A 23,235-nucleotide genomic window follows, 5' to 3' on the forward strand; every position below is an offset into this window, starting at 1 on the left:
GTGCTTCCTATAGTGGAAGAAGCAGTAAGGATAAAGCCAAAGTGTATATGGTTACAGCTAGGAATTACAAATGAAAATGCCAAAAACATCGCAAAAGCAAATGACATCTTTTTCATTCAGAACAGGTGCATAAAGATAGAACACCAAAATCTAAAAAGGTTCAAGCCTAAACAGAGTGAGAAGTTTTAGGTTATATATCCAATGTGATCCAATATCACACCTCTAACTTTCTGATAAACATTTTCTAGATCTTCAGTTGCATTTATAACTACAACTTTTCTTATATGTTCGTGAGGGGTTTGTAGAAAAGCTAAGTAATTTCTTCTAACCTTCTCAATAAAATCTACTCCTCTGCTCTCAATACCATCTTTGACCTTTATCCTGCCCAAAGATATTTCGGAGGGGCAATCAAGGTAGAATAGAATGTCTATGTAGAAATCTCTAATAGAATGTTCTGTAAGATCAACAAGTATTCTGCAAGTTTCTTCATCCTCAACATTCATCACCTGGTATGCATAAGTTGAGACAAAAGATCTATCCATAAGTATTATTTTATTTTCCCTGCTGTATGGAATTACATAGTTTCTTAGTAACCACATCCTATCTGCTGTGAAAAGAAGTAGCTGTTCGGGTATACTAAGTTTAAATCTTTCAAGGGTTAGAATATCCTTTAGATGTTTTCCTAGTTCAGTGGGACTTGGTTCTGAAAACCAAAATACTTCTCCTGGAAACACTTGACTGATTTCGTTAAAAATCATATTTGAGATCGTAGTTTTACCACTTCCGTCTATTCCTTCAAAGACTATAACCATTTTAATCTTCCAAAACCCTTTTTAGTAGCTTCTCCACTCTTTTTTTATCTTCAACGCTCAGGCACCTGTTTATGTTGTCTACGACAAAATCCACACCGGCGCTCTTAAGGGCATTGTAAGCAGCCTTAAACTGCTGAAAAACCGACTGACAGTCATCACCTTCTTCTATCATTCTGATAATACCGTCAATTTGCCCTTTTACCCTGTTTAGCCTGAATATCAGATTTTTTTTCACATCGTCCATACTACTTCCCCCATATTAACTTTATTTCAACACGCCTGTTTTTAGCACGGTTTTCTGGTGAATTATTCGGGACCTTAGGTTTTTTCTCGCCGTAGCCTATATAAGATACCTTACTGGGATCTACACCAAGCTCTACCAGAATCTTTGCTACCTCTCTAGCCCTAGCTTCAGAAAGTTCTAGGTTATACTTCTCACTACCTATATCATCCGTGTGTCCCTCAACAATGATATCCAACTCCTTATAATTTTTCAAGCTGATAGCAAAGTTAGATAATACCGATACAAATTCCTGTTTGACTTTATAGCTGTTAAAGTCAAACACGATATCTTGCACCGACACATTTATTTCACTTTCACCCTTTGTTATCTCTACACTCTCCTGATTCTTAAAAACATTCGTCAAACTTGAAAGTATTTCTTTCTCTTTTTCTCTTTCCAGTTTTCTTATAACTTCAAGTGTTCCCTCAGAGGTCCCTGAATATACCACTGATACTCCATTGTTGTATATAGCGTTGAAGAAGTAACTTTCTCTCATAAACAAGGGTTTACCCTCAGAGATATTCCAATAATACTTGGTTTCTGATGAGCCAGCAAGGTATCTTACAACTTTTGCTCTATCAAATGCATTTGCAAAACCGTATTTTATATCTAGCACGGCTACTTGGTAGTTGTCAATGTTGGTAATCTCGGAGAATTTGTAATGAACCTTGAATGTAACTTCAACAACGTCATATATCTCCGCAAATCCTATCTTATGAACTTCTTTTCCTTGGTATGTCCACTCCTCTCCGAGATCTATGTTTCTCTTCACGAAAACCGGCACATCTCTAGTCACAGGCATTAGATGCTCTTTAGAAATCACCATCCTTCCACTTTCCTCAAGGAGATATTTACTCAAAAAAGTCTCTTCTAGCTTGAATTCTCTATCATACAAATAGTCCTTAGAAAAAACGTAGAATTTCCCTTCTATACCGTAGTACCTCTTTCCTCCAGAGATAGACTCACTTTTAACATCAATTGATGCCTTATTAAGTATTTCTACATACTTAACGAAGGAGTTGTTTGTATATATATTTTGCTTTACAAAACTTTTCACCCTAAGTATCTCGTTAGTGCTAAGTTTCCAACTAAATTCCCATCCATGTATGCAGAAGACTGGAAACAGAAGGAAAACAAAAATAATGATAGGTTCTTTTTTCATAAAGAACAATAACCCTTTCATTCAGCAAGAATGATAATTCTCACATCGGTGGGATTTCAATTTCTATTTTGCAAGGAACTTTGGATTATAGGTCTTAATTTCTATTGGATGAGCTGATAAAGTTCTCAGTTTCCTACCTATTTACCATACTGGTTCTGGGTAATATTTTCCAATTTGGAATGTTATCTTAGGTTGAGTTTTCTATTGATGAAAATGACGAAGAATTTTGAGAAAATATTCTCTCATACTCTTGAGAGAGGAAGACTACACCCAATTGTGAATTTTAGACTTTATTAACCCTTTAAGCTTTTATTTGTAAGACAGAGGGCATTTTGCTTATTATACGAATAGCGGAATAGGTGTTATGAAGTTTGTTAAGACTTTAGTTTTAACTTTGGTTTTGCTTTCCTTATTAGCAGTTTATGTCTTTGGAGACGGGCCTATGGGACTAGATTTAGAGGAGTTTTATTTAGACAATGGTTTGAAGGTTATACTTGTGAAGAGGGATGTATTGCCTGTTGTTTCCATCCAATTGTGGTATAAGGTTGGAGCAGGGTTAGAAGTAGATGGTAAGTCTGGAATAGCACACTTTCTTGAGCATATGGCTTTTAAGGGGACAAAAAATCTAAAGCCTGGTGAGTTTTCAAGAATAATAAGATCATTAGGAGGCGAAGATAATGCAGCTACTTCGTGGGACTACACGATGTACTACGTTGATATCCCTTCAAAGCATACTGTTAGGATCTTGCGTATGCTTAAGGAGATAATGTTTGATGTTGTGTTTGACGAAAGGGAATTTCAGAGCGAGAAAAAGGTCATTCTAGAGGAAAGAAGGATGAGGTATGAGGATGATCCATTTGGGCAATTTTTTGAGGATTTCCTTGGTAATTCTTTTAGAAAGATAAGCTACCGTCGTCCTGTAATAGGCTGGGAGGAAGATATAAGAAACCTGACGTTGCAAGACTTAATCAGTTTCTATAACACTTTTTACTCACCAAAGAATGCAGTATTAATTGTTGTTGGTAACATTGAGAAGGATATACTGAAAAAAGAGATTCGTGAGATCTTTAATGAGTCCTCTAAGAACTTTTCGCAAAAAGAAGCCGAGGTTGAAAAAGTAGATGAGTTTGGAAGTGGCAAGGTAGAGTTCAAAACAATAAGAAAGGATGCTAATTCTAAATCTGTCATTGTCGGTTTTAGGACACAGTCTTATAGAGCTTCACCGAAGGAAGCTGTAACGTTTGAAGTTCTTTCGTACATCCTTGCAGATGGTAGGAAGTCGAAACTGTATAAAGATCTCGTGGTTAATAAAAAACTTGCATCTAGTGTGAATGGTGGAACAATGATGGGTAAGTATCCTTTCCTAACATACTTTTTTCTTGTCCTAAATCCTGATGTTGAAGTAGAGAGAGCGAAAAAGGAACTTCTGGAGTCACTCAACTTAGCAGTCAAAGGAGGAATAACTGATGATGAGATAATTACTGCAAAGAAGAAGATAAAGGCTCGTATGGTGTATGAGTTTGAAAAAAACCATGGCATCGCATCTTCACTAGGCTGGAGTGAGGTTGTGTTAGGAAACTACAAAGAATTAGAAAAATTTATGACCATTGTTGATGAGATAACCAAAGAGGATATTATTAAAGCTTTTGAGAAATACTTTTCCGAGAATAATCTGATAATAGGATCTCTTGAAAGTTCATAAGTTGCTTTTTCTCGCAAAGTGAGAGTAAGCCTAGGAGTCTAGATACGCATAGTTACTCGTAATAACTTATGATGGACGCTATTTTCTCTAGTTCTGGAACAAAGATAAAGATTTTGTTTTTGTTTTTCAGATAGACTTTGAGCTCCCGGAAGACTTTTGAAACCTCTTTGAACCTGAAGGTTAGCATAAACAGGGGGATAGAAGCAATGTCCTTAAATATTGTCCACAGGGGTTTTTTTGAGAGGAAATACTTAAAGGTTGGTTCGGACTTTTCAGGCTCGGATACGCTTGTTGAGATTTCAAGATCGGCTATTTTATCAACCACAAAATCTCTTTCCTCAGCGGATACTATTATGCACCCACTGCTCCATGCTCTTATTCCGAACTCAACAAGTGAAATAGCAGTAGGCAGTTCTGGTAGAAACCCTCCTATTGAGTTAAAAAGATTCTTGTTGTATATGCCAAGAAAATTGTTGGGAGTTAGACTTGCTGGATTTTTAGCATTCTCTAAGATAACCCATTCAAGTCTATCTTTCATAACTCCTAGTTTGACTGTCTCTCTGATTCTTTTGCCTTGGTAGGATATTGTGGGAGTAATACAGAGAAGTGTTGGTTCAGATGAGAACAAACCTCTTATACCTTTAGTGTTCACCACAGAAGGTCTGTAATTTACACTCATTACCAAAACAAGCGGTGCACTGGCAGATGATATTGCAGTGTTCACTGCCTCAACTATTGATATGTTATCGCTAGGTATTATGATTCTCGCTTTGTTAAGAATGTCACTGACATCCGAGATTTCAGTTGTAGAAGTATCTACATACATTATCTCTATATTAGATATGCTTCCGAAGAAAGAAACAATGTCATTCACTCTGTTTCTAAATGCGTATAAGCTCTTTCTGCCGATGTATGCTATGGTGAGGGAGTACTTTTTTAAATGCTGTTTGTCAACTCTGTTTGTCACATCAACGAAGTTTGGCATAGTGCTTAAGAAAATTTTCGGATAACCCTAAAAACTTCTAAAACTCATCAAACTGCCACCGAATTTTCGCTTTCGTTTTATCAACTGGTTAACTGTAATAGTTTGTTAGAAGTCTGATAACCTCGTTTTTGATTTCCGCAAGGTTACTTTCCTTTGCTATTCCGCCTCTTATGAAGTCCTTTCTTCCACCACCTCTCACTCCAACTTTTTCTAGTTCCTTCACTATATTTCTCAGATCCAATTCGTTGACGTTTGTTCCACAAACAAAACTGATATTCTTTTCACTTTCAGCAGATAGAAATATCACAACGTTTTCAATTTTTTCCTTAACCTTATCCACAACTGCTCCTAAAGAACTAGCGTCAGCATCACCAAAGTGTTGAAAAACAAGTTTATATTTCCCTATTTCCTCAATATCTCTGCTGAGGTCTTCTAAGGCTATTTGCTTTCCAGAATGAATCTTTGATCTTTCTAACTCTTTTATTCTTTTTATTAAACCTTCCACTCTCTGAGGTATATTTTCCACCCTAACCCCAAGTTGTTTAGAAACAGCTTCAGCAACTTCGTAATACTTTCTGAACTCTTCCAATGAAGATTTACCTGCAACTGCCTCTATTCTCCTTACACCTGAAGCTATTGCTTTTTCGTCTATTATCTTTATCAGTCCTATATCACCAGTTCTGTTTACATGTGTTCCTCCACAAAACTCTTTTGAAAAGCCTGGTATCTCAACAACTCTGACAATATCTCCGTATTTATCTCCAAAAAACGCAAGAGCTCCACTTTTTAGCGCTTCACTTTTCGGTAAATACTTCTTCACAACTTCTATGTTCCTGAGAACAATCTCGTTTGCCTCATCCTCAACTTTTTTTATATCCTCTGGTGTAAGGCCAGAGTAATGCGAAAAGTCAAACCTTAACCTATTAGGTTCAACCAACGAACCAGCTTGAGCTACATGATCACCAAGTATCTTTCTTAGCGAGAAATGAAGTATATGGGTAGCAGTATGATGTTTAGCAATGCTTTGTTTTCTGTTTACATCTACTGTCATCTTAATTTTATCACCTACCTTGAAGCTACCCTTGCTAACTCTGACTATGTGTAGGTAGACATCATTCTCTTTAAGAGTATCCAGAACGAAGATAGTATTCTCATCAGAGAAGATCATCCCTATATCACCTACTTGACCGCCTCCTTCTCCATAAAACGGAGTTTCTTCGGAAATTAAAACTCCAATCTCACCCTCGCTAAGCAGTTCCCTTTTGGAGAAGCTCTCGCCTTCCCTTACGTAGATTCCCTTTATTCTAGATTCGTATTCAAAGTAATCTTCTCCAACATACTTTGTTACTGTTTCCTGCTTAACAATAGGTGAGAAATCAAATTTTTCTTCCTTCTTCCAGCTAAGTTTACCTCTTTGTCTTTGTTCTTCCATAAGTTCATTGAATTTTGCCCAGTCAATTCTAATTCTTTCGTCCTCGCAAACATCTTCAATTACATCTAGAGGTATTCCCATTGAGTCATATAACTTGAAAACTTCCTCTCCAGGTAAAACATCTCTTCCAAGCTCTCTTACCTTTACAATGATTTCCGAAAGGTATTTGACACCCTTACTTAGGTTTTTGAAGTATCTTTCTTCTTCAAGTTTTATTACTTTCTTCACTGCTTCCTTTTTGTCTATTATCTCAGGGTAAGTTTTGCCCATAGCTTCAACAACCCCATCAATGACCTTATAAACTATAGGTTGTTCTATTCCTATTTTACTTGCATACCTTAGTGCCCTTCTCAGGATCCTTCTTATGACATATCCTCTGCCTTCGTTTGATGGATATATTCCTTCTGCTCCTACAAAAGTTATTGCTCTTGCGTGATCTGCTATTACGTTTATTGCGAAAATGTTGTCCTTCTCATACTTCTTATTGGTTTCTTCGCATATCTTTTTTATTATAGGTTTGAAGATATCAGTTTCGTAAACACTCTTTTTCTCTTGTAATATCATAGCTAATCTTTCCAGTCCCATTCCTGTGTCTATTCCCTTAAACTCTAGCTCGGTTCTATTACCACTTCTGTCTTGGTAGTATTGCATAAAGACAAGGTTCCAGAATTCCAGAAATCCTTCGCAGTTCTCGGGAGATCTACAGCTATCTTTATCGTATCCCCACCTATCTCTAAGGTCAATGTAGATTTCGGAGCAAGGTCCGCAAGGACCTTCGTCCCCTGGTGGTCCCCAGAAGTTATCCTTCTCGCCAAATCTTACAATTCTACTAGAATCAATTCCTATACGCTTGTTCCATATCTCAAATGCCTCATTATCGTCTTTATAGATACTTACATAGAGAAGGTCTTTGTCAATCTCAACCACCTGTGTCACAAACTCCCATGCAAATTCTATTGCCTCTTTCTTGAAATAATCGCCAAAGGAGAAGTTACCAAGCATTTCAAAGAAGGTGTGATGTCTAGGGGTTTTACCAACATTTTCAAGATCGCTAGCTTTCCCACCAGCTCTAAGACATTTCTGAACCGATGTTGCTCTGCTAAAAGGTGGCATTTTCTCTCTTAGAAAGTATGGTTTGAATTGAACCATACCTGCTGTGGTAAATAGAAGCGTAGGATCATCTGCAGGTATAAGTGGACTGCTCTCAACTACTTTGTGTCCTTTGCTTTCAAAAAATTCCAAAAATACTTTTCTTATTTCAGTGCTTGACAAGCTCTTCATACCGAGATGAAATATAATTAATGGTAATAATCTATTTCAATCTAGAGTGAAAGTGTTCAATAAGGCTTAAGATTTTTCGGATGATCGTTAGTAATTTGGTTCAGATTATGACTTTGGTGTTTTTAGAATTGTTGAACCTTTTTCTAATGATGCAAGGGGTGGTAGCAGAACGCCGATGAACGGAAATGCTTAAAAAGCTAGTGTGGTATAGCACTTTCTGTTTTGGTAGCCTATGGTAGAAACTTTAAGCTCTTGGAGAATTTTCATGGAGTAGTTATTTATAATTCATCAGAGTATGCGCAAGAAGATACTGCAGGACTTCATAAATGAAGCAAATCTACGTAGTAAGGAAGCTAAGGAAGCTGAGGATTTGCTTGATAAGATTTTTAGCTTTTTAAACGATGAAGAGCTTTTTTATACCTTAAATCCCAGTATATCTTCAATGTTTTCACCCTTTCTTTTTAGAGATATGTTTAAAAGTTGTGATAGGATAATTAAGGCCCTTAGTAACAATGAGAATATACTGATATTTGGTGATAGGGATGCTGATGGAATTATTGGGACTTTTATACTTAAAAACTTTTTAGATGAGTTCAAGTTGCATTTTAACTCATCGTCAGAGGTGTTTTACGAAGTTCCTGAAGAGAATGAAGTCTATGGTATAGTTCCAGAGTGTGTTGAGAGCTATAGGGATAGGGTATCTTTGATAATCACGGTGGATAACGGAATATCTGCATTGGATGCTGCAAAGAGAGCTTCAGAGTTAGGTGTTGATATGATAATTACCGATCATCATCAGCCTTACGAAGATGGAATTTTAAAATTTGCTTTTTCTGTAATCAATCCAAAGATGGAGGGGGTTGGTGTTTACCTTTCTGGAGCTGGGGTTGTATTTTTCCTAGTGTTAGGCTTGCTGATACTATACTTTTACAAAGGTATCAGGCTAAACTCAATATTCTTTTTTTCTGACACCTCCGAGTTTCTACTGTTGGAGATTGAAGACTTTGTATCCAAAGTGACTACGGTGGGTATGAATGAAATTTCTAATCTCATCTCTTCTAGGGAGAAGGAGAATTTTGTATTTATTGATGCTGAACACTTAAAGTCGGTTTCTGCACTTATTCCTAACCTACATAGCTTTGTTGGTAAGCACTTTTTGATTAACTGTATTGCCAAAGGTCTTGGTCTGGGTAAACAGGATTTTAGTGCTTTGTGTAATAAGTTTAGAGTAGCGGATTTCTGTGGACTTCCAGAGGTTTTGACCAAAGTGCTTTTTCTTATGCATATTCTAGGGAAGACTGAGATAAAAAAGTATCTTGATAGGTATCTTCCTCTGGTAGGTTTGACGGTTCTTTCGGATAGTATGCCGTTCCTTTCGTACAACAAATTTTTTGTGAGAGAGGCTACTGAGAGAATAAGTAAGGTTGACGTTGACAGTGTTCGTTTTATTGTGTCTTGTAGAGTTGGCAAGGATAGGGTGAGCGTCAATGATCTTGTGATGAAAGTGATTCCGTTTGTAAATTCTGCTGGGAGGATGGGTAGAGCGGGTAAAGTAGTAGAATTGCTCTTAGAGAAGGACTTGAAGGAAATAAAAAAGCTTTTCGGGGAGTTAGAGAAACTGGACTTCAAGAGAAAAGAGATTGCAACTAGGTTTATTTCTTCTATTTCCGAAAAGATTGGAAAAGAGAGTGTTTTTGTTGAACCTTCTCTTGAAAGAGGGGTAATAAGTCTTATTTCTACGAAAATTTCAAGTAAGGTTAATTTCCCAGTGGTTGTTATGAGTAATGGAGGTAATGGGGATGACTTTTTCGGGTCAGCTAGATTCAGAAAGGGAGATGTCTTCTCTATTATGAAGTCGTTATCACACTATTTCAAAAGCTTTGCTGGTCATAAGAGTGCGGTGGGATTTGTAATATCTAAAGAAAAGATTGATGATTTTATTAGAGATTTCCTCGCTATTGACTATACAAAGTTCTACGAGCAGGTATTACCCATTATGAGGATAAGAATTTTAGACTTTCACAGAAACTACGCTCGTCTTTTCTACTTAGTAGAACCATTAAATGAAGAACTTAGGCCTGTGTTTGAAGATGAGGTGGTATTGCTTGACTATAAGAAAGATTTCTTACCTGACTCGTATAGCGTTAAAATAGGTGATTTATGGTTTACCACAGTTTGCAATGAAGAAAAGGTAAGGTCATCGTTGTCAAAAAGTGTCAGAATACTCTACTCTTACGAGTTTAGATTTGACAATGAACTTCAGCAGGAGCTGTTTTGTCCGAAAATTTTGGAGATCAAGTAATGGAAGAAGAGATCTTTGAAACTCAGAAAATAATCTCTTTTCTGAAGAGAGTTAGAAGTATAAATCTTGCGATTGATACAATCTATAAAAATGTCAAGACTAAAAGTTCGGTGAGATATGTGGGTGAATATAGTTTTGAGATATACTGTAAGGAGCCCTTGACTATTACAGAGCCAACGATAGAGCTAGAAATAGCACTTGAGAATAAGATTTACCATATAAAGACAGAGATATTGAACAAAAGAGAGAACATTCTTCTGTTGATGTTACCAACTAGGATAAGCATTTGGACTAAGAGAAAGTTTCCTAGGAAAAATGTTTATGGTAAACTCTACTTAGGAGTATCTTTTATAAAGCAGTTAGATTATCCATCTGTTGCTAGTATGGAAGAGATACCAGAAAATCTGGTAGGTATTAGGCGAGAGCTTGAGAAGGATTTACCAGATATGAAGAAGATTGTGTCCATGGTGATTCGGGAAATAGAGAAAATATCTGAGAAATATGATTTTGTTTTTTATAAGAGGGGGATGAGTTTACCTTCTTCTGCTGTTGTAAGTATGCATTTTAAAAGTCCTCTTTTGGTTGAGGATACTTCAAACCTAGAAAGCTATATAGTGAGATATGAGGGATTTAACATAACTACTTATGGGGATTATATGAGGAAAATGTCCTGGGATGAAACTAAGGTTTTGGAGCAGATAAAGAAGCTTAGAGCATCGTTTTTGTCACAAAATGTAAAAAGTTTTATATGTGTGCCTATAAGGGTCCTAAACGAAGTAATAGGTTTTATCTTTTGTAAATCTTCTCAGAAGGTTTTCTCGGTCAAGGATGCACTATATATTGATGCATTGGGAAGTATCATATCTGAGGCTTACATAAAGAATAAGATAAACTCTGTAAAGAATACTACTGAAATGCTTTTCCCGGTGATAGACATAAGTGCGGGTGGGGTTAGATTTGAGGTTGACAGTATTGTTGGAAAACTTCTAAGAGTTGGTGATTCTGTGAGGATATTTACAAATATTGAGGGGCGGGATATTCAAGTTACTGGGAAGATTTTAAGGATAGATACTACTAAGACTAGCAAGAAACTTTGGGTTGCTGTTATGTTTACTTTCGTATCTGCTGAGGATCAGGAATATATTCTCAGTTTTACTACAAGGTAGATCTTATTCCATTTTTGGTGTTATTACAAGCTAATGGATGGGTAGCTGAAGTTATTGGATAAGGTTGAGATCACAAAAGTTACCTGATGATATACTTTCTCGGGTTTACCTTTCTGTTATTTTTTATCACTTCAAAGTGCAGATGAGGGCCTGTAGTCATGCCTGTGGTTCCGACTTTGCCTATTACCTGGCCTCTACTTACCTTCTGTCCTTCATTAACAAGTATTTCCGACAGATGACCGTATAAGGTTTTTGTATTATCTTGGTGTTTTATGACAATGTAATATCCATATCCATCTTCGTCATATCCTGTCTTTTGAACAATTCCAGACATTGATGCTTTGACTTTTGAGCCATAGGGAGCAGATATGTCCAACCCCGAGTGAAATTTTCTTACCTTTAAGATGGGATGTCTCCTGTAGCCAAATCCTGATGTAAATCTCCCAAGTAATGGCTTAAGAAAGCCTATACCTAGTATTTCTCTTATCTGGTTCCAACTAAGTTGTACTCCCGGAACTAGGCATTCATTTTCAAAAGTTAACCTATAGCCGTTTGCTACAAATACTTCGTATGGGTGCACTTTGTATTTTCTACCAACATCAAAAACTGAAAATTTACTGCCAGTGTGTCTTACCACATCCTTTTCTGAAAATAGAAGCTTCTTTCCGGGCAAAAGAGATTGGGATGATAGCCTATTCAAAGAAACTAAAGTGCTTATGGAAGCGCCTATATTCTTTGATATAGAGTAAAGGGTATCACCTTTCTTGATTGTATATTCCTTGAGGATTATTGGCTCATCTGTTGGGTTTACATATCTCCAGGAGATTTCCATAATTAATTTTTCTAAGCTACTGTTGCTGAAAACTAAAATTTGGGATGTGATTGTATATACACTTATTGTGATAAATATGAGAGATACTATCAGTAGAACCGAACTTAGACTTTTTTCTTCCAATGATTCTCTAAGGAATCTTAGTCTCTTTCTTCTATTGACAGTTGAGTTTATTACTACTAGTTGTTCTCTTATGCTCATAAGCTATCTTTTTAGGTTAATAGCGGTTGCCAGCATACTATCGGTGGTTTGAATGCTTTTTGAGTTAAATTCGTAAGCTCTCTGGGCTACTATCATGTCCACAAATTCTCTTACTGCGTTGACGTTTGACATTTCAAGAAAGCCTTGGTGCAATTTACCAAAACCATCTTTTGAAGGAATCCCTTCGTAAGCTGGACCTGAGGCTGGGGTTTCTTTAAATAAATTCTCGCCTATACTGTCAAGTCCTGCAGGGTTAGTGAATCTGTAAAGTTTTATTTGTCCAACTTCTATCTCTTCTTCTGAGTCCAAAACTTTTGCGTATACCATTCCGTTGTCTAGTATCTTTATGCTCTCAAATCTAAATCCTTCTGGGAAGATTATTTGTGGTTCAAATCTGTAACCATTTGAAGTCAATAATTCGCCATTTGAGTCAATCTTCAGTGAACCATCACGAGTGTAGGCATAGCTACCGTCTGGCATAACAACTCTGAAATACCCCTCTCCGGCGATTGCTATATCCAGCTTATTTCCCGTATTCTGGAGTGCTCCTTGGGTGTGAAACTTAAATGTAGCAGAAGGTTTTACTCCTAAACCAACTTGGATTGGTACAGGATATATAGTAAGTTCCGAAGAGGGGGTTCCTGCCATCCTCTGAGTCTGATACAGTAGTTCCTCAAACTCAGCTCTGCTTCTTTTAAACCCTGTTGTGTTTATGTTTGCAAGATTGTTGGCTATAACATCAATATTAAACTGTCCTCCTATCATCCCAGAAGCTCCAGTCCATAGAGATCTAACCATCCTACTCCTCCAATTTATACCTAAGCTAATTTTCGTAACAAAGCTAGCTTTCTCAAGTAAAAACCAAAATTTCCGCTTGGAAAAAGAATATAAAGGTGAAGGTTTCATTCAGTATCTTGGCTTTAGGGTTACTTTAGTTAATCTCCTAGCTAAGCTTGTTTCAATAAATTCCAATTTCCACTGGATGACTAACCAAGACTCCAAGCTTTTTACTTACTCACTTTGATTCCAGATGGTGCTCGTTTGATCTCAGAATTTCATTTCACACTAAGTCTCTTAGGTGTTTTTGGGAGAGGTGTTCACTCAATCCTGATAGTGACTGCGAAAAAAATAAAAGAAAAACTATGCCTAACTGTTAAATTTTAGAATTTATTGAAGCTTGTTTATTTTTAGTTGATGTTAAAAGAGAAATAGATATAATATTCTGGTTATGGAAGTACTGATTGTGATGGGTATTGTGTATCTGTGGTTTATACTCGCAGGTTACTATTCCATTAGAATTATCAGAAAGCTGAAAGGTTTCCAAAATATTCTTCTAAACTTTATTAGATACCTTTTTGCTGTTTCGGTGATAACAATACCTATGACTTTGATACCAATAGAGTTTGTCAAATACCTTCTAGTTATCTACTTCTCTTTCACAACTCTTCTTGCGAACGTTTTGCAAAAAAATAAGTTAGTTGCGGTAGATCTTTTAGCTACAATATCCTTCACATTAGTAGGAATTGCAGAAACTATCTTGAAAATGAATGTATTCTTGCCTTTAGGAATTGTGTATCTGGTTCTCTATACTGTCTACTATGCCTCTTTAAGGTCAGATGTTATAGTTGAGATAAAGAAGGCTGTTATTACTATTTCCGTTGTCATATCTACGGGTATAGGAGTGGTTAGTACATTAAGTTTGCTCAATATAGCGTATCTTCAGGTGATAGTTGGGTTGCCGATTATATTGTCCTCAGTAGCTTCATATTTAGTTGTGCTTCTTAGCTACACTAGAACTATAGATACTCTAAGCAATGATGTTACTGCAGTTGTGCTTGAGAAAAGTAATAAAATCAAAGATTTTACATCTAGAATGGAAGAAATCGTCTTAAAGTTGAAGGATTGTTATTCGTCATTAGAGCTTAGTGTAGACAAAATAGAAAAGAACAAAGTGCAGGAATTTGTAAAAGAGTTAATATCAAGTGTTATGGAATTAAGTCCTATAGTTGAGTTCATTCAGAGGACAATAAAGGATTATCAGAACAGAGTAGAAAAAATGGTAAAAGATTTACCGGCTCTTTCTGAAAATTTTGCTAGAGATTTTTCCGAGCTTATGAATACAAGACAAGCTCTTTCGGAAACGAATACAAACGTTATGTCTTTAGTCAAAGTTGCACTTGATAGTGAGAGAGCAGTTATGAATGCGTCTAAGTCAATAAGAGAACTCAGAGCTACTGCTAGAAACCTTACTGATAACCTGAAGGTATTTGGTGAGATATCTGAACATTCTTCAATACTTTCCATAAACATAAGTGTAGAAGCTTCAAAACTTGGTAGTAAGGGTGAGGTGTTTTCTAAATTATCTCAACAGGCTAAGAAGTTTTCTGACCTGATATACTCAAATGTTGAAACGACAAAACGGTTAATAACCGAGCTTGATTCTAAAGCGGAGTTTAGCGAACATATGGTGAAAACTCTAGTCATGTCTTTTGTAGAGATGGAAACTGGTTTAAAGAATATATCAAAGGGTATTTCTATGATTCTTGAAAAGTTTGAAAATCTCTCAACCACAGCGGAGAACATTAGAAAGGGGATAGAGGAAATAGATAAGATGATGTTTATGATTCCAGAGTTTTCAATGGAGATAAGTAAAAGGGGGGAGGATATTCTTCTAAATTACAAGAAACTGAGAAAGTACTCTGACGATATACTGGTTGCTAGTAATTCGGTGGAAAACTCCGTAAAATCCATAGTTGAAAGTATAAAATCAACAATGGTGTTTGTAGAGAATTTGACGAAGTGAAAACACTACTATCTTACTATAACCTTTCTGATGATTTTCTTGTTGTTGGCATGAAAAATTAAGAAAAGTAGTTCTGAGGGTTTAGACACCGTAGGGACTATATACCTTCTTCCGATTTCATCTTCTCCAGAGGAGAAGCTAACGATATCATAAGTTTTGTTGAATATCTCAACTTTTTCAAATTCGCCATCTACGAATATCTTCTCACCTTTGTTTACAACGGTTGGATATACCACTATATTGTCAGATCCGTAGGTTTCAAGTTCAATATACTCTGAAGATGAGTTACCAAGTTCATCCTCTATGCTAAGGAAAATTTTTACCTTTTCCTCGTTTTTGACAAAAAATGATACAGTTCCGTCTTCAGAGATAACTAATGGTATGTTGCCATCTGCAGAAATTCTAATCCTTCTATCAAACACAGATCTAACCTCTACTTTAATGCTTGAATATGAATTCCTGTAAACTTTTCTAGGTTTGATTATTATGTAAGAGAACGAAGGTAAGACAACGTAGTTTGTCAAAGATATGTTACTGTAGCTAAACACTATTGGCGTATTATTGCTCACTTTTTCCAAAAAGGTATCTAGGAATATGGTAGATGAATAACATTCTCCTTCGTCTTTTAGGAGAACAAATTTTGTCTTATTATCCGCTTGTATCTTCACGTATGGTGTTGATAGAGCTTCATGAGAATAGAGTCTTATTTCAACGGGTTCATCTATTCTTATGAAGTTTTTTCCTTTGTTTACAAGTAAAAATTGTTTTGATCTTGGAAGAATAGTCAGGTTTACTGGTGTTACTTCTGTTTCTCCATTTATGAGCAGTGATATCACACTGAAGTTTCCATCTACTTGTGGAACAGAAAAAACTATTCTGTTTGTCAGATTTGATACTATAGTGACTGGCAGATATACTGATTCGTTTGAGATAAATATGGATACGATCTTATGTAAGTTCTTACCTAATAGGGTGTTGGTTGAGTTTTGCAGACAAACTATGTTTGTTTTGAGAAATGAGGGGATTGATAGAGTAGGAATAGTCTTTCCGCTTCTAGTGAAGTGGTATAGGAAATCTTTCATAAATTTTTTGGCTATTTCGGGAGAATTTTTTATTATTATTACATTTTCTTCGTTGTTTTCTTCGGCGTTTCTGGAAAAGTTATAGGAGCCGGTTATGACTATTGCGTTTTCGGGATGGTTCTCATCATAGTTTAGTATGATGTATTTGTTGTGTAGAATTTTGTGTTCGCTATCAACTACAAAATTTTCGGGCTTCTTATCTATTAAGTAGTGGAATGCTGAAAACTGTCCAGTCTGACTTTCATCAAAGACGCCAAAGATATCCTTAATGTCGGTAAGTTCGTAAACTGTTCCGAATATCTCTGAGTTGGTTGAAAATGAGTAAATGCAGAAAAAGATATTAGTAGCACTTGAGAGCAGTTGTATAATTCTATCTTTTATCTTGTTTTCCGGTGAGTATGAGAAGTAGACTTCTATGTTTCCTGATGAGTGTAGGTATGGAGGGGGATCTGTTTTCTGTTTGCCGAATCTACTTGCTTCAGGATTAAACTGAAAGCTACTACTTCCCCATTCTTCGTTAAATTCTTGAATGTACATGTTGGCTACATCTATGTTATTTTCTACAACGATGATGTTGTTATACTGCATAAGGCTACTATTTACTGTGAAGTTGAAAGAACCTGTTATGATGGTGTTTCTTACAGGTGAGGTTATAGAGCCATAGTCTATAACAATGAATTTACTATGATGCTGTCGTGCGTTTGCTTTTTTCCCCTTAAGTTTTAGGTCATTGAATATTTCTATATTTTGGTGGGAGTCAAGAATGTCAATTAGTGAATTCCAGTTATCGCTATCAATGACCATTCTAATTTTCACTCCTCGTTGACCAGCGTTTAAAAGAGCGTTTGCTATGTCTGGATCGTCAAATGAGTAAGCACTAATTGAAATACTTTCCTGTGAGTAGTTGATGTAGGCTATAATTATGTCTTTTAGCTTATCTCCAAACTCTGGGGTATTGAAAAAGCTCAAGATCTGCGGAAATATGTAACTGTCTATCAGAAAGGTAAATATGAAGGAGAAACACAGGGTTCTTGCCATAAGTTTATACTCCAAAACTTGGATCTAGTGTTGAAGCTAACTTCTATTTATTCGTTACTAAGGGTGGTAGATCACTTTTAGATTCTGTTAAGTGTTTTTAGTAGGATCGTCGGTTTTGACGGCTACTGCAAGACTTTTGTCAGGTGTTATGGAGTTTGGTTTTGTTGTTTCTTCTTCATATATTTTCTTAGCCATATCTAGTAAGATTTCTTTCTTGTTCTTAGTTGGGTCTTCTAGAACGATTTGGAGCAAAGTGTTGAGGATTTTACCAACCATAGGCCCCTGAGGAATATTGAGAGTTTCCATTATATCGTATCCGTTGACTCTTAGATCCTTAACGGTGATTGCGTTTTCTTCTTCAATTATCCTTAGTATTCTCTCTTTAAGTTTCTGGATTGAAGTGCTACCAGCAACCCTCTTACCGCTACCTATTCTGTCTGCTTCCCTGAGTATAAAAAGGTCCTCTATTAAGTCAAGCCCTACATTTCTCATAAATCTTCTCACTGCGCTATCAGTCCATTCGTCCGTGTAATAAAACATATGGTGTCTGACCAATCTTACTATGTAGTCTATATCCTCATTGCTAAATCTGAGTCTCCTGAGGATCTTTTTGGCAATCCCTGCGCCGATAACCTCATGGTTATAGAAAGTTGAGAGATCAACACCATTTTCTGATACCTCCTGCTTTGTAATAGGTTTGGCTATGTCGTGAAGTAATCCTGCAAGTTTTAACCTATACATTCTCTTGGTATCATTGATTTTTTCAGCAAGAAAGGACACGGTATCAGCTGTTATAAGTGAGTGATAGTAAACATCATACTTGTGATAAATGTTCTGAGATACCCCATAGCAATCTTGTAGTTCGGGTAGTATATACCTTAAAAGTCCCGTTTTTCTCATATACTCTATCCCTATTGAAGGTTTTCGTGATAGCATCATTTTTATTATCTCATCTCTTATTCTTTCAGCGGAGATTTTTGTTATGTTTTCTGCGTTTTCACGAATTGCTTCTAGGGTCAAGTCATCTATTCTAAAATGAAGCTTTGATGCAAACCTACAAGCCCTAAGCATCCTAAGAGCATCTTCTCTAAATCTTACTATAGGATCCCCTACACACCTTATTATGCCGTTTTTAATGTCTTCAAGTCCCCCAAATTCGTCAACAAATTCTCCAGTCACAAGATTTAAAGCCATTGCATTTATAGTGAAGTCTCTTCTAGCCAGATCCTCCTTTATACTCTTCGCAAATACAACTTCCGAAGGATGTCTAAAGTCCGAATAATCCTTATCTACCCTGTAAGTTGTTATTTGATACTCCTTACCTTTGTATATTACTGAGACAGTGCCATGTTTTATACCTGTTGGTGCTACTTTTATTCCCCTCTTTGAGAAAGCTTTGATAACTTCCCTTGGTGTAGCGGAGGTAGCAAAATCCCAATCCGATTCTTCAGGAATCCTTTTGTATAAAACTAGATCTCTCACTATTCCACCTACCGCATAGCACTCGTGTCCAGCTTCCATAAGCACTTTTGAGATAAATATAGGGTCTTCAATAATAGTGCCTTCCACTTCTTTAAACTTGTCCACCTTTTCCATAAAGCCTCTATCATTATAAATATAACCTAAATCAAAAGTATAAATACTGTAACAATAACCTCCAGTGTTTATTTAGTCGCAATAGGACTTCAAGAAAAGTAAGAGAAAAACTATGCCTAATTGTTAAGTTTTGGAATTTATTGAGACCTTTGTTGATTTGGGTGAGGTATAATCTTATTTTGTCCTGTGAATAAAAGGGAAAAGGAAAGTGGTGTACTAGATTAGGAAATCTGGAGTTGAAAAACCTATTTCTAGAAAGTATACTTTAGTTTGAAAAAAGCAAGGTGGGGATTACGGGGATGTTAAAAAAATTTAAGATTATTGACAAGGTAGTTGGCAACTATGGTAGGAGGGTAATATTTGGTATAAGAGCTAAGTTAATCTTAGGGTTTAGTTTGATATTTCTTGTGTGTCTAGGAATCTTCTTACTTATAACTTATTTCTACCAATATTCTCTGCTTCTAAACGAAAAGATGAGAAGTGTAGACAACCTTAGCAAGGTGGTAGGTAACGTTTCGGAGATTCTTTTGGAGAAGAGTCTTGATCGCTCTAAACTTGATATTGAAAGCCAAAGGCGTTTTGTGGAGTCAAACATTGAAAACTTTATGAACTTAAATGAAGATGTTTTGGAAGTAATTCTAGTTGACAGAAGTGGGAAAGTGGTGCTCTCTAAGGGAGATAGAGTTATTTCAAGAAAATTGATAAATTCCTTACTGGCAGAGGGAAGAAGCAGGGTTGCAAGTGTAGTTGTAACTAACATCTTCCAAGGAAAGACGAATATATACGAATGTAGAGTGATAGCACTGCAGATACAGCAGAACTCTGGGCTTTTAGTTAGTGTGAACCAAGACTTTGACAAAATTTACAAAAAGATCTATGAAGTTGGAGTAAGCGGACAAGAGAGAGAAGAGATATGTAAAGTGATGGTGAATAAGTATAAGGACTTTCTGAGGAATAGTGAAGGCTATAAGGATGTTGACTATCTGTTTTTGGACCTTTATAGATATCTTGCGGATACGGACAATCTCGTAGTTTCCAAAGGTGATAGACACTTATTAAATGAGAAGTGGCTAGTTGGTGAGAAGAAAAAGATAGAGAGAGGAATAAGTGAACAAAATTTGACTTTGGTTAAGAATGCTTATGACAGAATATTCAAGAACTTTCTTAGGATCAGAGAGTACGGTGAGAAAAGTAGATTTATAGGTTCTAACATTGTGGTCTTCAATATAACTAAACTGTCGGAAGAGATAAACAAAAATCTTGGAAATCTGGTTATTATCTTTTTGGGTGTATATCTTCTAAGCATACTTTTTATATTTCTAGTGTCAAAGGTATATGTTGAGAATGTGAAGAAGCTTGAAAAATGGGGTATGGAAGTAAGTGAAGGAAATTTATCTGCAAAGGTAGAGATAAGGTCCAATGACGAAATAGGGAGACTTGCTGATGTTTTCAACTATATGCTTGATGAAATAGTATCTAGATACCATCTAGAAAAGTTTGTTTCTAGAAGTACTGTGAGTATGATAAAAGACAAGAAGGATAAAGCTCTGGCTCTTGGCAAGGTTGGCAGAAAGAATCTAGCGTTTCTCTTTAGTGATGTAAGAGGTTTTACTTCGTTCTCTGAGAAAAATCCACCAGAAGTGGTTGTTGATGTTCTTAACACTTATTTAGATGTTCAATCAAAAGTAGTGAGGAAATACAAGGGAGATATAGATGACATTGTAGGTGATCAGATAATGGCACACTTTGGTGGTGAGAAAAGAGCGGATACTGCAATAAAAGTAGCGATTGAAATAATAAAATCTATTCAAGGTTTAAATGAAGAGAGGAAAAAGAAAGGGTTGCCAGTGTTTGAGGTTGGGATAGGAGTGCACATAGGGGATGTAGTTGTGGGGAACGTTGGCTCAGAATTTAGAATGGATTTTGCCTGTATAGGCGATGCTGTTAATACTTGCTCTAGATTATGCTCCATAGCAAAGCCTATGGAAATAGTAGCTTCAAAGGACATAGTTGAAGCATCTAGTAAAAATTTTGACTACCAAGAACTTCCACCCGTAGTCCTTAAGGGTAAGGAACAATCTTTCAAAGTGTATAGGATAGTAAGTTAGTGACATTTCTTGGCCTTGGAAGTTTAGTATTCTGTCAGAGGTGATTGTGACTTTCTCAACTATTTTTGTCTTGTTGGAGAAGTTAAGAGTTACCTTCTTGCAGAATTTCGTAGAATTAGAGTTTGAAGCTGGAAGGTTTTTCTCTTGCATCCTTTTTGGAACTAGTTGAACGATTTCTCAAAGAATGCCTAGGAGGTCTAGTGCGTAGAGATGTTCGTTAGAGAGTATTACTGTATTCAATAGAAATTAAGTGTATGGTATGAGTATAATAATTGTAACTTTGGTAGTTGGGGGTGAGTATGAGAAAGCCCAAGATAGGTTTTGCCTTTAAAAGTAGTCTTGCTGTATCGTTAGTTGTTCTATCTATATCTTTTGTAGTTACATATTTTGTTCTAGATTTTCTATATTCCCTAATCCAAACTAGGATTATAAACACTCTTAAGGTTATAAACAAGGGGTTCAAGGAGGACTACTACGATTATGAGGTTCTAGCCATTAGGGAGTATGGTGAGAAGATTATAAGTGAGAATTTAGACGAGTATGAAAACTTTGTGGATGTTATTGAGCCATCTCTTATAGGCTTTGCGGAGGATTACGATATATGGCAGACTAAAAGTCCAGAGGAGTTTAGTGAGTTTGTTGCTGGGGTTTTTTATTGGGATGGTAGTGTTGTTCACTCAAGAGACCCTTCCTTTCAGGACAGTAAGTTTATAGAGTTTCTTAAGAAGCTGAATCTGAGAGTGGGAGAGGAAGATGTCTATATAGACTATGAACGCTCTAGTGGCACTTACCTTTTCAAACTTAGAAAGGGAGTAATTGGATGTAGGGTGTATCCGGAGATATATAACAGGGTTTGGCTAAGAAGTATACTTAAGGAGGCGAAGATTGATTTTTACGGTGCAATTTCACCGAAGAATGGAGATTTAAGAACCAATTTTTTTGAAATCATAAACGAAGTTGATGAAGTAGGTATAAAGCCAGAGGAGGTGTATGGTGATTTGATTAGGAAAGTTAAGAATAAAAGCTTTGACATTGTAGGTGGAGTAAAGGGTGGGTTTATGGAGTTTTTGATAGTTCACGATTATGGGCAATTTATTTTCAATGGTGTTATTGAGGTACCTTTGAGGTATATATTACCCATAGGTATTGTTGAGATGTCAATACTTGTATCTTTACCTATTGTTCTAGTGTTGTTTATCCTAGTGCTATTTTTCACCAACCGTGTTATTGGGAGGATAAGGGCTTTAAGTGAGAAGATGGCCGAGCTTGGGAGGAGTGGAGGAGATCTCTCGTATAGAATTGAAATGGAGGTAGGTGTAAGGGAGGTTAGAGAGGTTGCTGAAAACATAAACGAATTTCTTTCTACTGTTGAAGATATTGTTAGAAGGAGTAAGGGGACGTTTAAGGATGCTGAGGAGAATATGCGGTTTTTATCTGAGCTTGGAGATGAGGTAGTGAGAATAAAGGAGATTGTAGCAGAGCAAGGAGAAGTAAGACAGATGATGGAAGAGATTAGTGCTATGTCTAGTGAGATTGGGACAATTGTTGAGGAGATGTTACGGTCTTTTGAAGGTATAAGGAGTAATATTGAGAGGCAATACTCAATGATAGAGGAGATGAGTGGTATGGTTGAGGAGACGATAATGACTGTGAATAACATAGGGAAGAGAGTGGGGAAGGTGAATGAGGTGCTTTTGTCTCTTCGTGATGAGGCGCTGAGAAGTAGTGCGATTGTTAGAAAAAATGTTGAGGAGGTAAGGGATGTGGATATGTTTTTGAAGAATGTGTTAGAGGTGGTAGATGTGATAAAGGGGATAAGTAGTAAAATAGAGGTTTTGTCAATGAATGCTGGGATAGAGGCAGCGCATGCGGGTGAAGCTGGAAGAGGTTTTGCAGTTGTAGCAGAGGAGATGGGAAATTTGGCGGAAGATAGTAGGAGGAGAGCTGTGGAGATTGAGAGAATGGTTAGAGATGTGATAACCAAGGTTAAGGAAGGTATGGAAGGCGTAGAAGAAAATGGGGAAAGGTTTGTTAGGATAGCAGAGGGGGTTAAGGAGGTAAGTGTGTTCGTGAGTGAGATAAATGCCAGTATGATTGAAGTAGAAAAGACAAATAAGGTGGTTATGGGAGTGATAAGTAATCTTGCAAGTTATAGCGAGAGTATAAAAGTAGCAATGGTAGAGGGTAAGAGTGGAATGGAGGAAATAGTAAAGGCTGTATATGAAGTAAATGATGCGACGAACAGTCTGAATGAGAGTTTCGGGAAAGTATATAGTGTAATGACTAATGCAGTGGATATATTGGGTAGAGCAAGTGAGAAATTACCTATAATAGTTAACAGTATTAAAACACTTAGTGTTGAGCTGAACAAGTTTAAGGTCAAGGAAATAGGATCTGCAAAAGGAATTACTCTGGCTGAATAGTAACATACGAATTTTATTGATTTTGTG

General features: G+C 36.5%; 16 protein-coding genes. 7 read left to right on the forward strand and 9 right to left on the reverse strand.

What is annotated here, in order from left to right:
- On the forward strand, positions 1–189 hold a 189-nt coding region (locus ABDH28_01030; GenBank protein ID MEN2997614.1), incomplete at its 5' end, for a CoA-binding protein.
- Here the strand turns inward: ABDH28_01030 and tmk are convergent.
- From tmk to ABDH28_01045, 3 genes are read right to left on the reverse strand one after another with little or no spacing between them, the layout of a single operon-like run.
- A complete protein-coding gene (gene tmk, locus ABDH28_01035; GenBank protein ID MEN2997615.1) occupies positions 186–812 on the reverse strand; it encodes a dTMP kinase in 627 nt (208 codons plus the stop codon). The genes ABDH28_01030 and tmk overlap by 4 nt on opposite strands.
- Before the next feature lies 1 nt (position 813).
- A complete protein-coding gene (locus ABDH28_01040) occupies positions 814–1,056 on the reverse strand; it encodes a metal-sensitive transcriptional regulator (GenBank protein MEN2997616.1) in 243 nt (80 codons plus the stop codon).
- Between the two features lies 1 nt (position 1,057).
- Complete coding sequence (locus tag ABDH28_01045) at positions 1,058–2,257, reverse strand: OmpA family protein (protein ID MEN2997617.1); 1,200 nt, start codon at positions 2,255–2,257, stop codon at positions 1,058–1,060.
- A gap of 364 nt (positions 2,258–2,621) precedes the next feature.
- Here ABDH28_01045 and ABDH28_01050 point away from each other — a divergent pair, with 364 nt between their 5' ends.
- Entirely contained in the window at positions 2,622–3,959 is a 1,338-nt protein-coding gene (locus tag ABDH28_01050; GenBank protein MEN2997618.1) for a pitrilysin family protein, read from the forward strand.
- 52 nt (positions 3,960–4,011) lie between these two features.
- Here the strand turns inward: ABDH28_01050 and ABDH28_01055 are convergent, their stop codons facing one another.
- Positions 4,012–4,944 carry a hypothetical protein gene (locus ABDH28_01055; protein ID MEN2997619.1) on the reverse strand — a complete coding sequence of 311 codons (933 nt, stop codon included), beginning with the start codon at positions 4,942–4,944 and terminating at the stop codon, positions 4,012–4,014.
- Positions 4,945–5,032: 88 nt separating this feature from the next.
- Positions 5,033–7,657, reverse strand: coding sequence for an alanine--tRNA ligase (gene alaS / locus ABDH28_01060; GenBank protein ID MEN2997620.1), 2,625 nt, complete (start codon positions 7,655–7,657; stop codon positions 5,033–5,035).
- A gap of 295 nt (positions 7,658–7,952) precedes the next feature.
- Here alaS and ABDH28_01065 point away from each other — a divergent pair, with 295 nt between their 5' ends.
- Positions 7,953–9,959 carry a DHH family phosphoesterase gene (locus ABDH28_01065; protein MEN2997621.1) on the forward strand — a complete coding sequence of 669 codons (2,007 nt, stop codon included), beginning with the start codon at positions 7,953–7,955 and terminating at the stop codon, positions 9,957–9,959.
- Entirely contained in the window at positions 9,959–11,125 is a 1,167-nt protein-coding gene (locus ABDH28_01070; GenBank protein ID MEN2997622.1) for a PilZ domain-containing protein, read from the forward strand. The genes ABDH28_01065 and ABDH28_01070 overlap by 1 nt, the downstream gene beginning before the upstream one ends.
- A 79-nt stretch (positions 11,126–11,204) precedes the next feature.
- On the opposite strand, the gene ABDH28_01075 is transcribed toward ABDH28_01070, so the two are convergent.
- Together ABDH28_01075 and flgG are read right to left on the reverse strand one after the other, a co-directional pair.
- Positions 11,205–12,158 (reverse strand): M23 family metallopeptidase, encoded by a 954-nt coding sequence (locus tag ABDH28_01075; protein MEN2997623.1) that lies wholly within the window; start codon positions 12,156–12,158, stop codon positions 11,205–11,207.
- A gap of 3 nt (positions 12,159–12,161) precedes the next feature.
- Positions 12,162–12,956 (reverse strand): flagellar basal-body rod protein FlgG, encoded by a 795-nt coding sequence (gene flgG / locus ABDH28_01080; GenBank protein ID MEN2997624.1) that lies wholly within the window; start codon positions 12,954–12,956, stop codon positions 12,162–12,164.
- Positions 12,957–13,386: 430 nt separating this feature from the next.
- Between flgG and ABDH28_01085 the strand changes: the two genes are divergently transcribed.
- A complete protein-coding gene (locus ABDH28_01085) occupies positions 13,387–14,961 on the forward strand; it encodes a methyl-accepting chemotaxis protein (protein ID MEN2997625.1) in 1,575 nt (524 codons plus the stop codon).
- 8 nt (positions 14,962–14,969) lie between these two features.
- On the opposite strand, the gene ABDH28_01090 is transcribed toward ABDH28_01085, so the two are convergent.
- Positions 14,970–17,081 carry a phospholipase D-like domain-containing protein gene (locus tag ABDH28_01090; protein ID MEN2997626.1) on the reverse strand — a complete coding sequence of 704 codons (2,112 nt, stop codon included), beginning with the start codon at positions 17,079–17,081 and terminating at the stop codon, positions 14,970–14,972.
- Positions 17,082–17,168: 87 nt separating this feature from the next.
- Positions 17,169–18,677, reverse strand: a complete 1,509-nt coding sequence (locus tag ABDH28_01095) for an HD domain-containing protein (GenBank protein MEN2997627.1) — start codon at positions 18,675–18,677, stop codon at positions 17,169–17,171.
- Positions 18,678–18,976: 299 nt separating this feature from the next.
- Between ABDH28_01095 and ABDH28_01100 the strand changes: the two genes are divergently transcribed.
- Together ABDH28_01100 and ABDH28_01105 are read left to right on the forward strand one after the other, a co-directional pair.
- The gene (locus tag ABDH28_01100; protein ID MEN2997628.1) at positions 18,977–20,785 is read left to right on the forward strand and encodes an adenylate/guanylate cyclase domain-containing protein; all 1,809 of its coding nucleotides are present in this window, start codon (positions 18,977–18,979) and stop codon (positions 20,783–20,785) included.
- A gap of 299 nt (positions 20,786–21,084) precedes the next feature.
- Positions 21,085–23,208: a methyl-accepting chemotaxis protein gene (locus ABDH28_01105; GenBank protein ID MEN2997629.1), complete on the forward strand. Its 2,124-nt coding sequence runs from the start codon at positions 21,085–21,087 to the stop codon at positions 23,206–23,208.
- The last annotated feature ends 27 nt before the right edge of the window (positions 23,209–23,235 follow it).

This window comes from Brevinematia bacterium (genome assembly GCA_039630355.1).
Taxonomy (GTDB): Bacteria; Spirochaetota; Brevinematia; order DTOW01; family DTOW01; genus SKYB106.

Bases quoted from the DNA above. Each gene is read 5' to 3' on its own strand.
- tmk (MEN2997615.1), bottom strand. From the start codon at position 812: ATGGTTATAGTCTTTGAAGGAATAGACGGAAGTGGTAAAACTACGATC.
- ABDH28_01040 (MEN2997616.1), bottom strand. From the start codon at position 1,056: ATGGACGATGTGAAAAAAAATCTGATATTCAGGCTAAACAGGGTAAAA.
- ABDH28_01045 (MEN2997617.1), bottom strand. From the start codon at position 2,257: ATGAAAAAAGAACCTATCATTATTTTTGTTTTCCTTCTGTTTCCAGTC.
- ABDH28_01050 (MEN2997618.1), top strand. From the start codon at position 2,622: ATGAAGTTTGTTAAGACTTTAGTTTTAACTTTGGTTTTGCTTTCCTTA.
- ABDH28_01055 (MEN2997619.1), bottom strand. From the start codon at position 4,944: ATGCCAAACTTCGTTGATGTGACAAACAGAGTTGACAAACAGCATTTA.
- alaS (MEN2997620.1), bottom strand. From the start codon at position 7,657: ATGAAGAGCTTGTCAAGCACTGAAATAAGAAAAGTATTTTTGGAATTT.
- ABDH28_01065 (MEN2997621.1), top strand. From the start codon at position 7,953: ATGCGCAAGAAGATACTGCAGGACTTCATAAATGAAGCAAATCTACGT.
- ABDH28_01070 (MEN2997622.1), top strand. From the start codon at position 9,959: ATGGAAGAAGAGATCTTTGAAACTCAGAAAATAATCTCTTTTCTGAAG.
- ABDH28_01075 (MEN2997623.1), bottom strand. From the start codon at position 12,158: ATGAGCATAAGAGAACAACTAGTAGTAATAAACTCAACTGTCAATAGA.
- flgG (MEN2997624.1), bottom strand. From the start codon at position 12,956: ATGGTTAGATCTCTATGGACTGGAGCTTCTGGGATGATAGGAGGACAG.
- ABDH28_01085 (MEN2997625.1), top strand. From the start codon at position 13,387: ATGGAAGTACTGATTGTGATGGGTATTGTGTATCTGTGGTTTATACTC.
- ABDH28_01090 (MEN2997626.1), bottom strand. From the start codon at position 17,081: ATGGCAAGAACCCTGTGTTTCTCCTTCATATTTACCTTTCTGATAGAC.
- ABDH28_01095 (MEN2997627.1), bottom strand. From the start codon at position 18,677: ATGGAAAAGGTGGACAAGTTTAAAGAAGTGGAAGGCACTATTATTGAA.
- ABDH28_01100 (MEN2997628.1), top strand. From the start codon at position 18,977: ATGTTAAAAAAATTTAAGATTATTGACAAGGTAGTTGGCAACTATGGT.
- ABDH28_01105 (MEN2997629.1), top strand. From the start codon at position 21,085: ATGAGAAAGCCCAAGATAGGTTTTGCCTTTAAAAGTAGTCTTGCTGTA.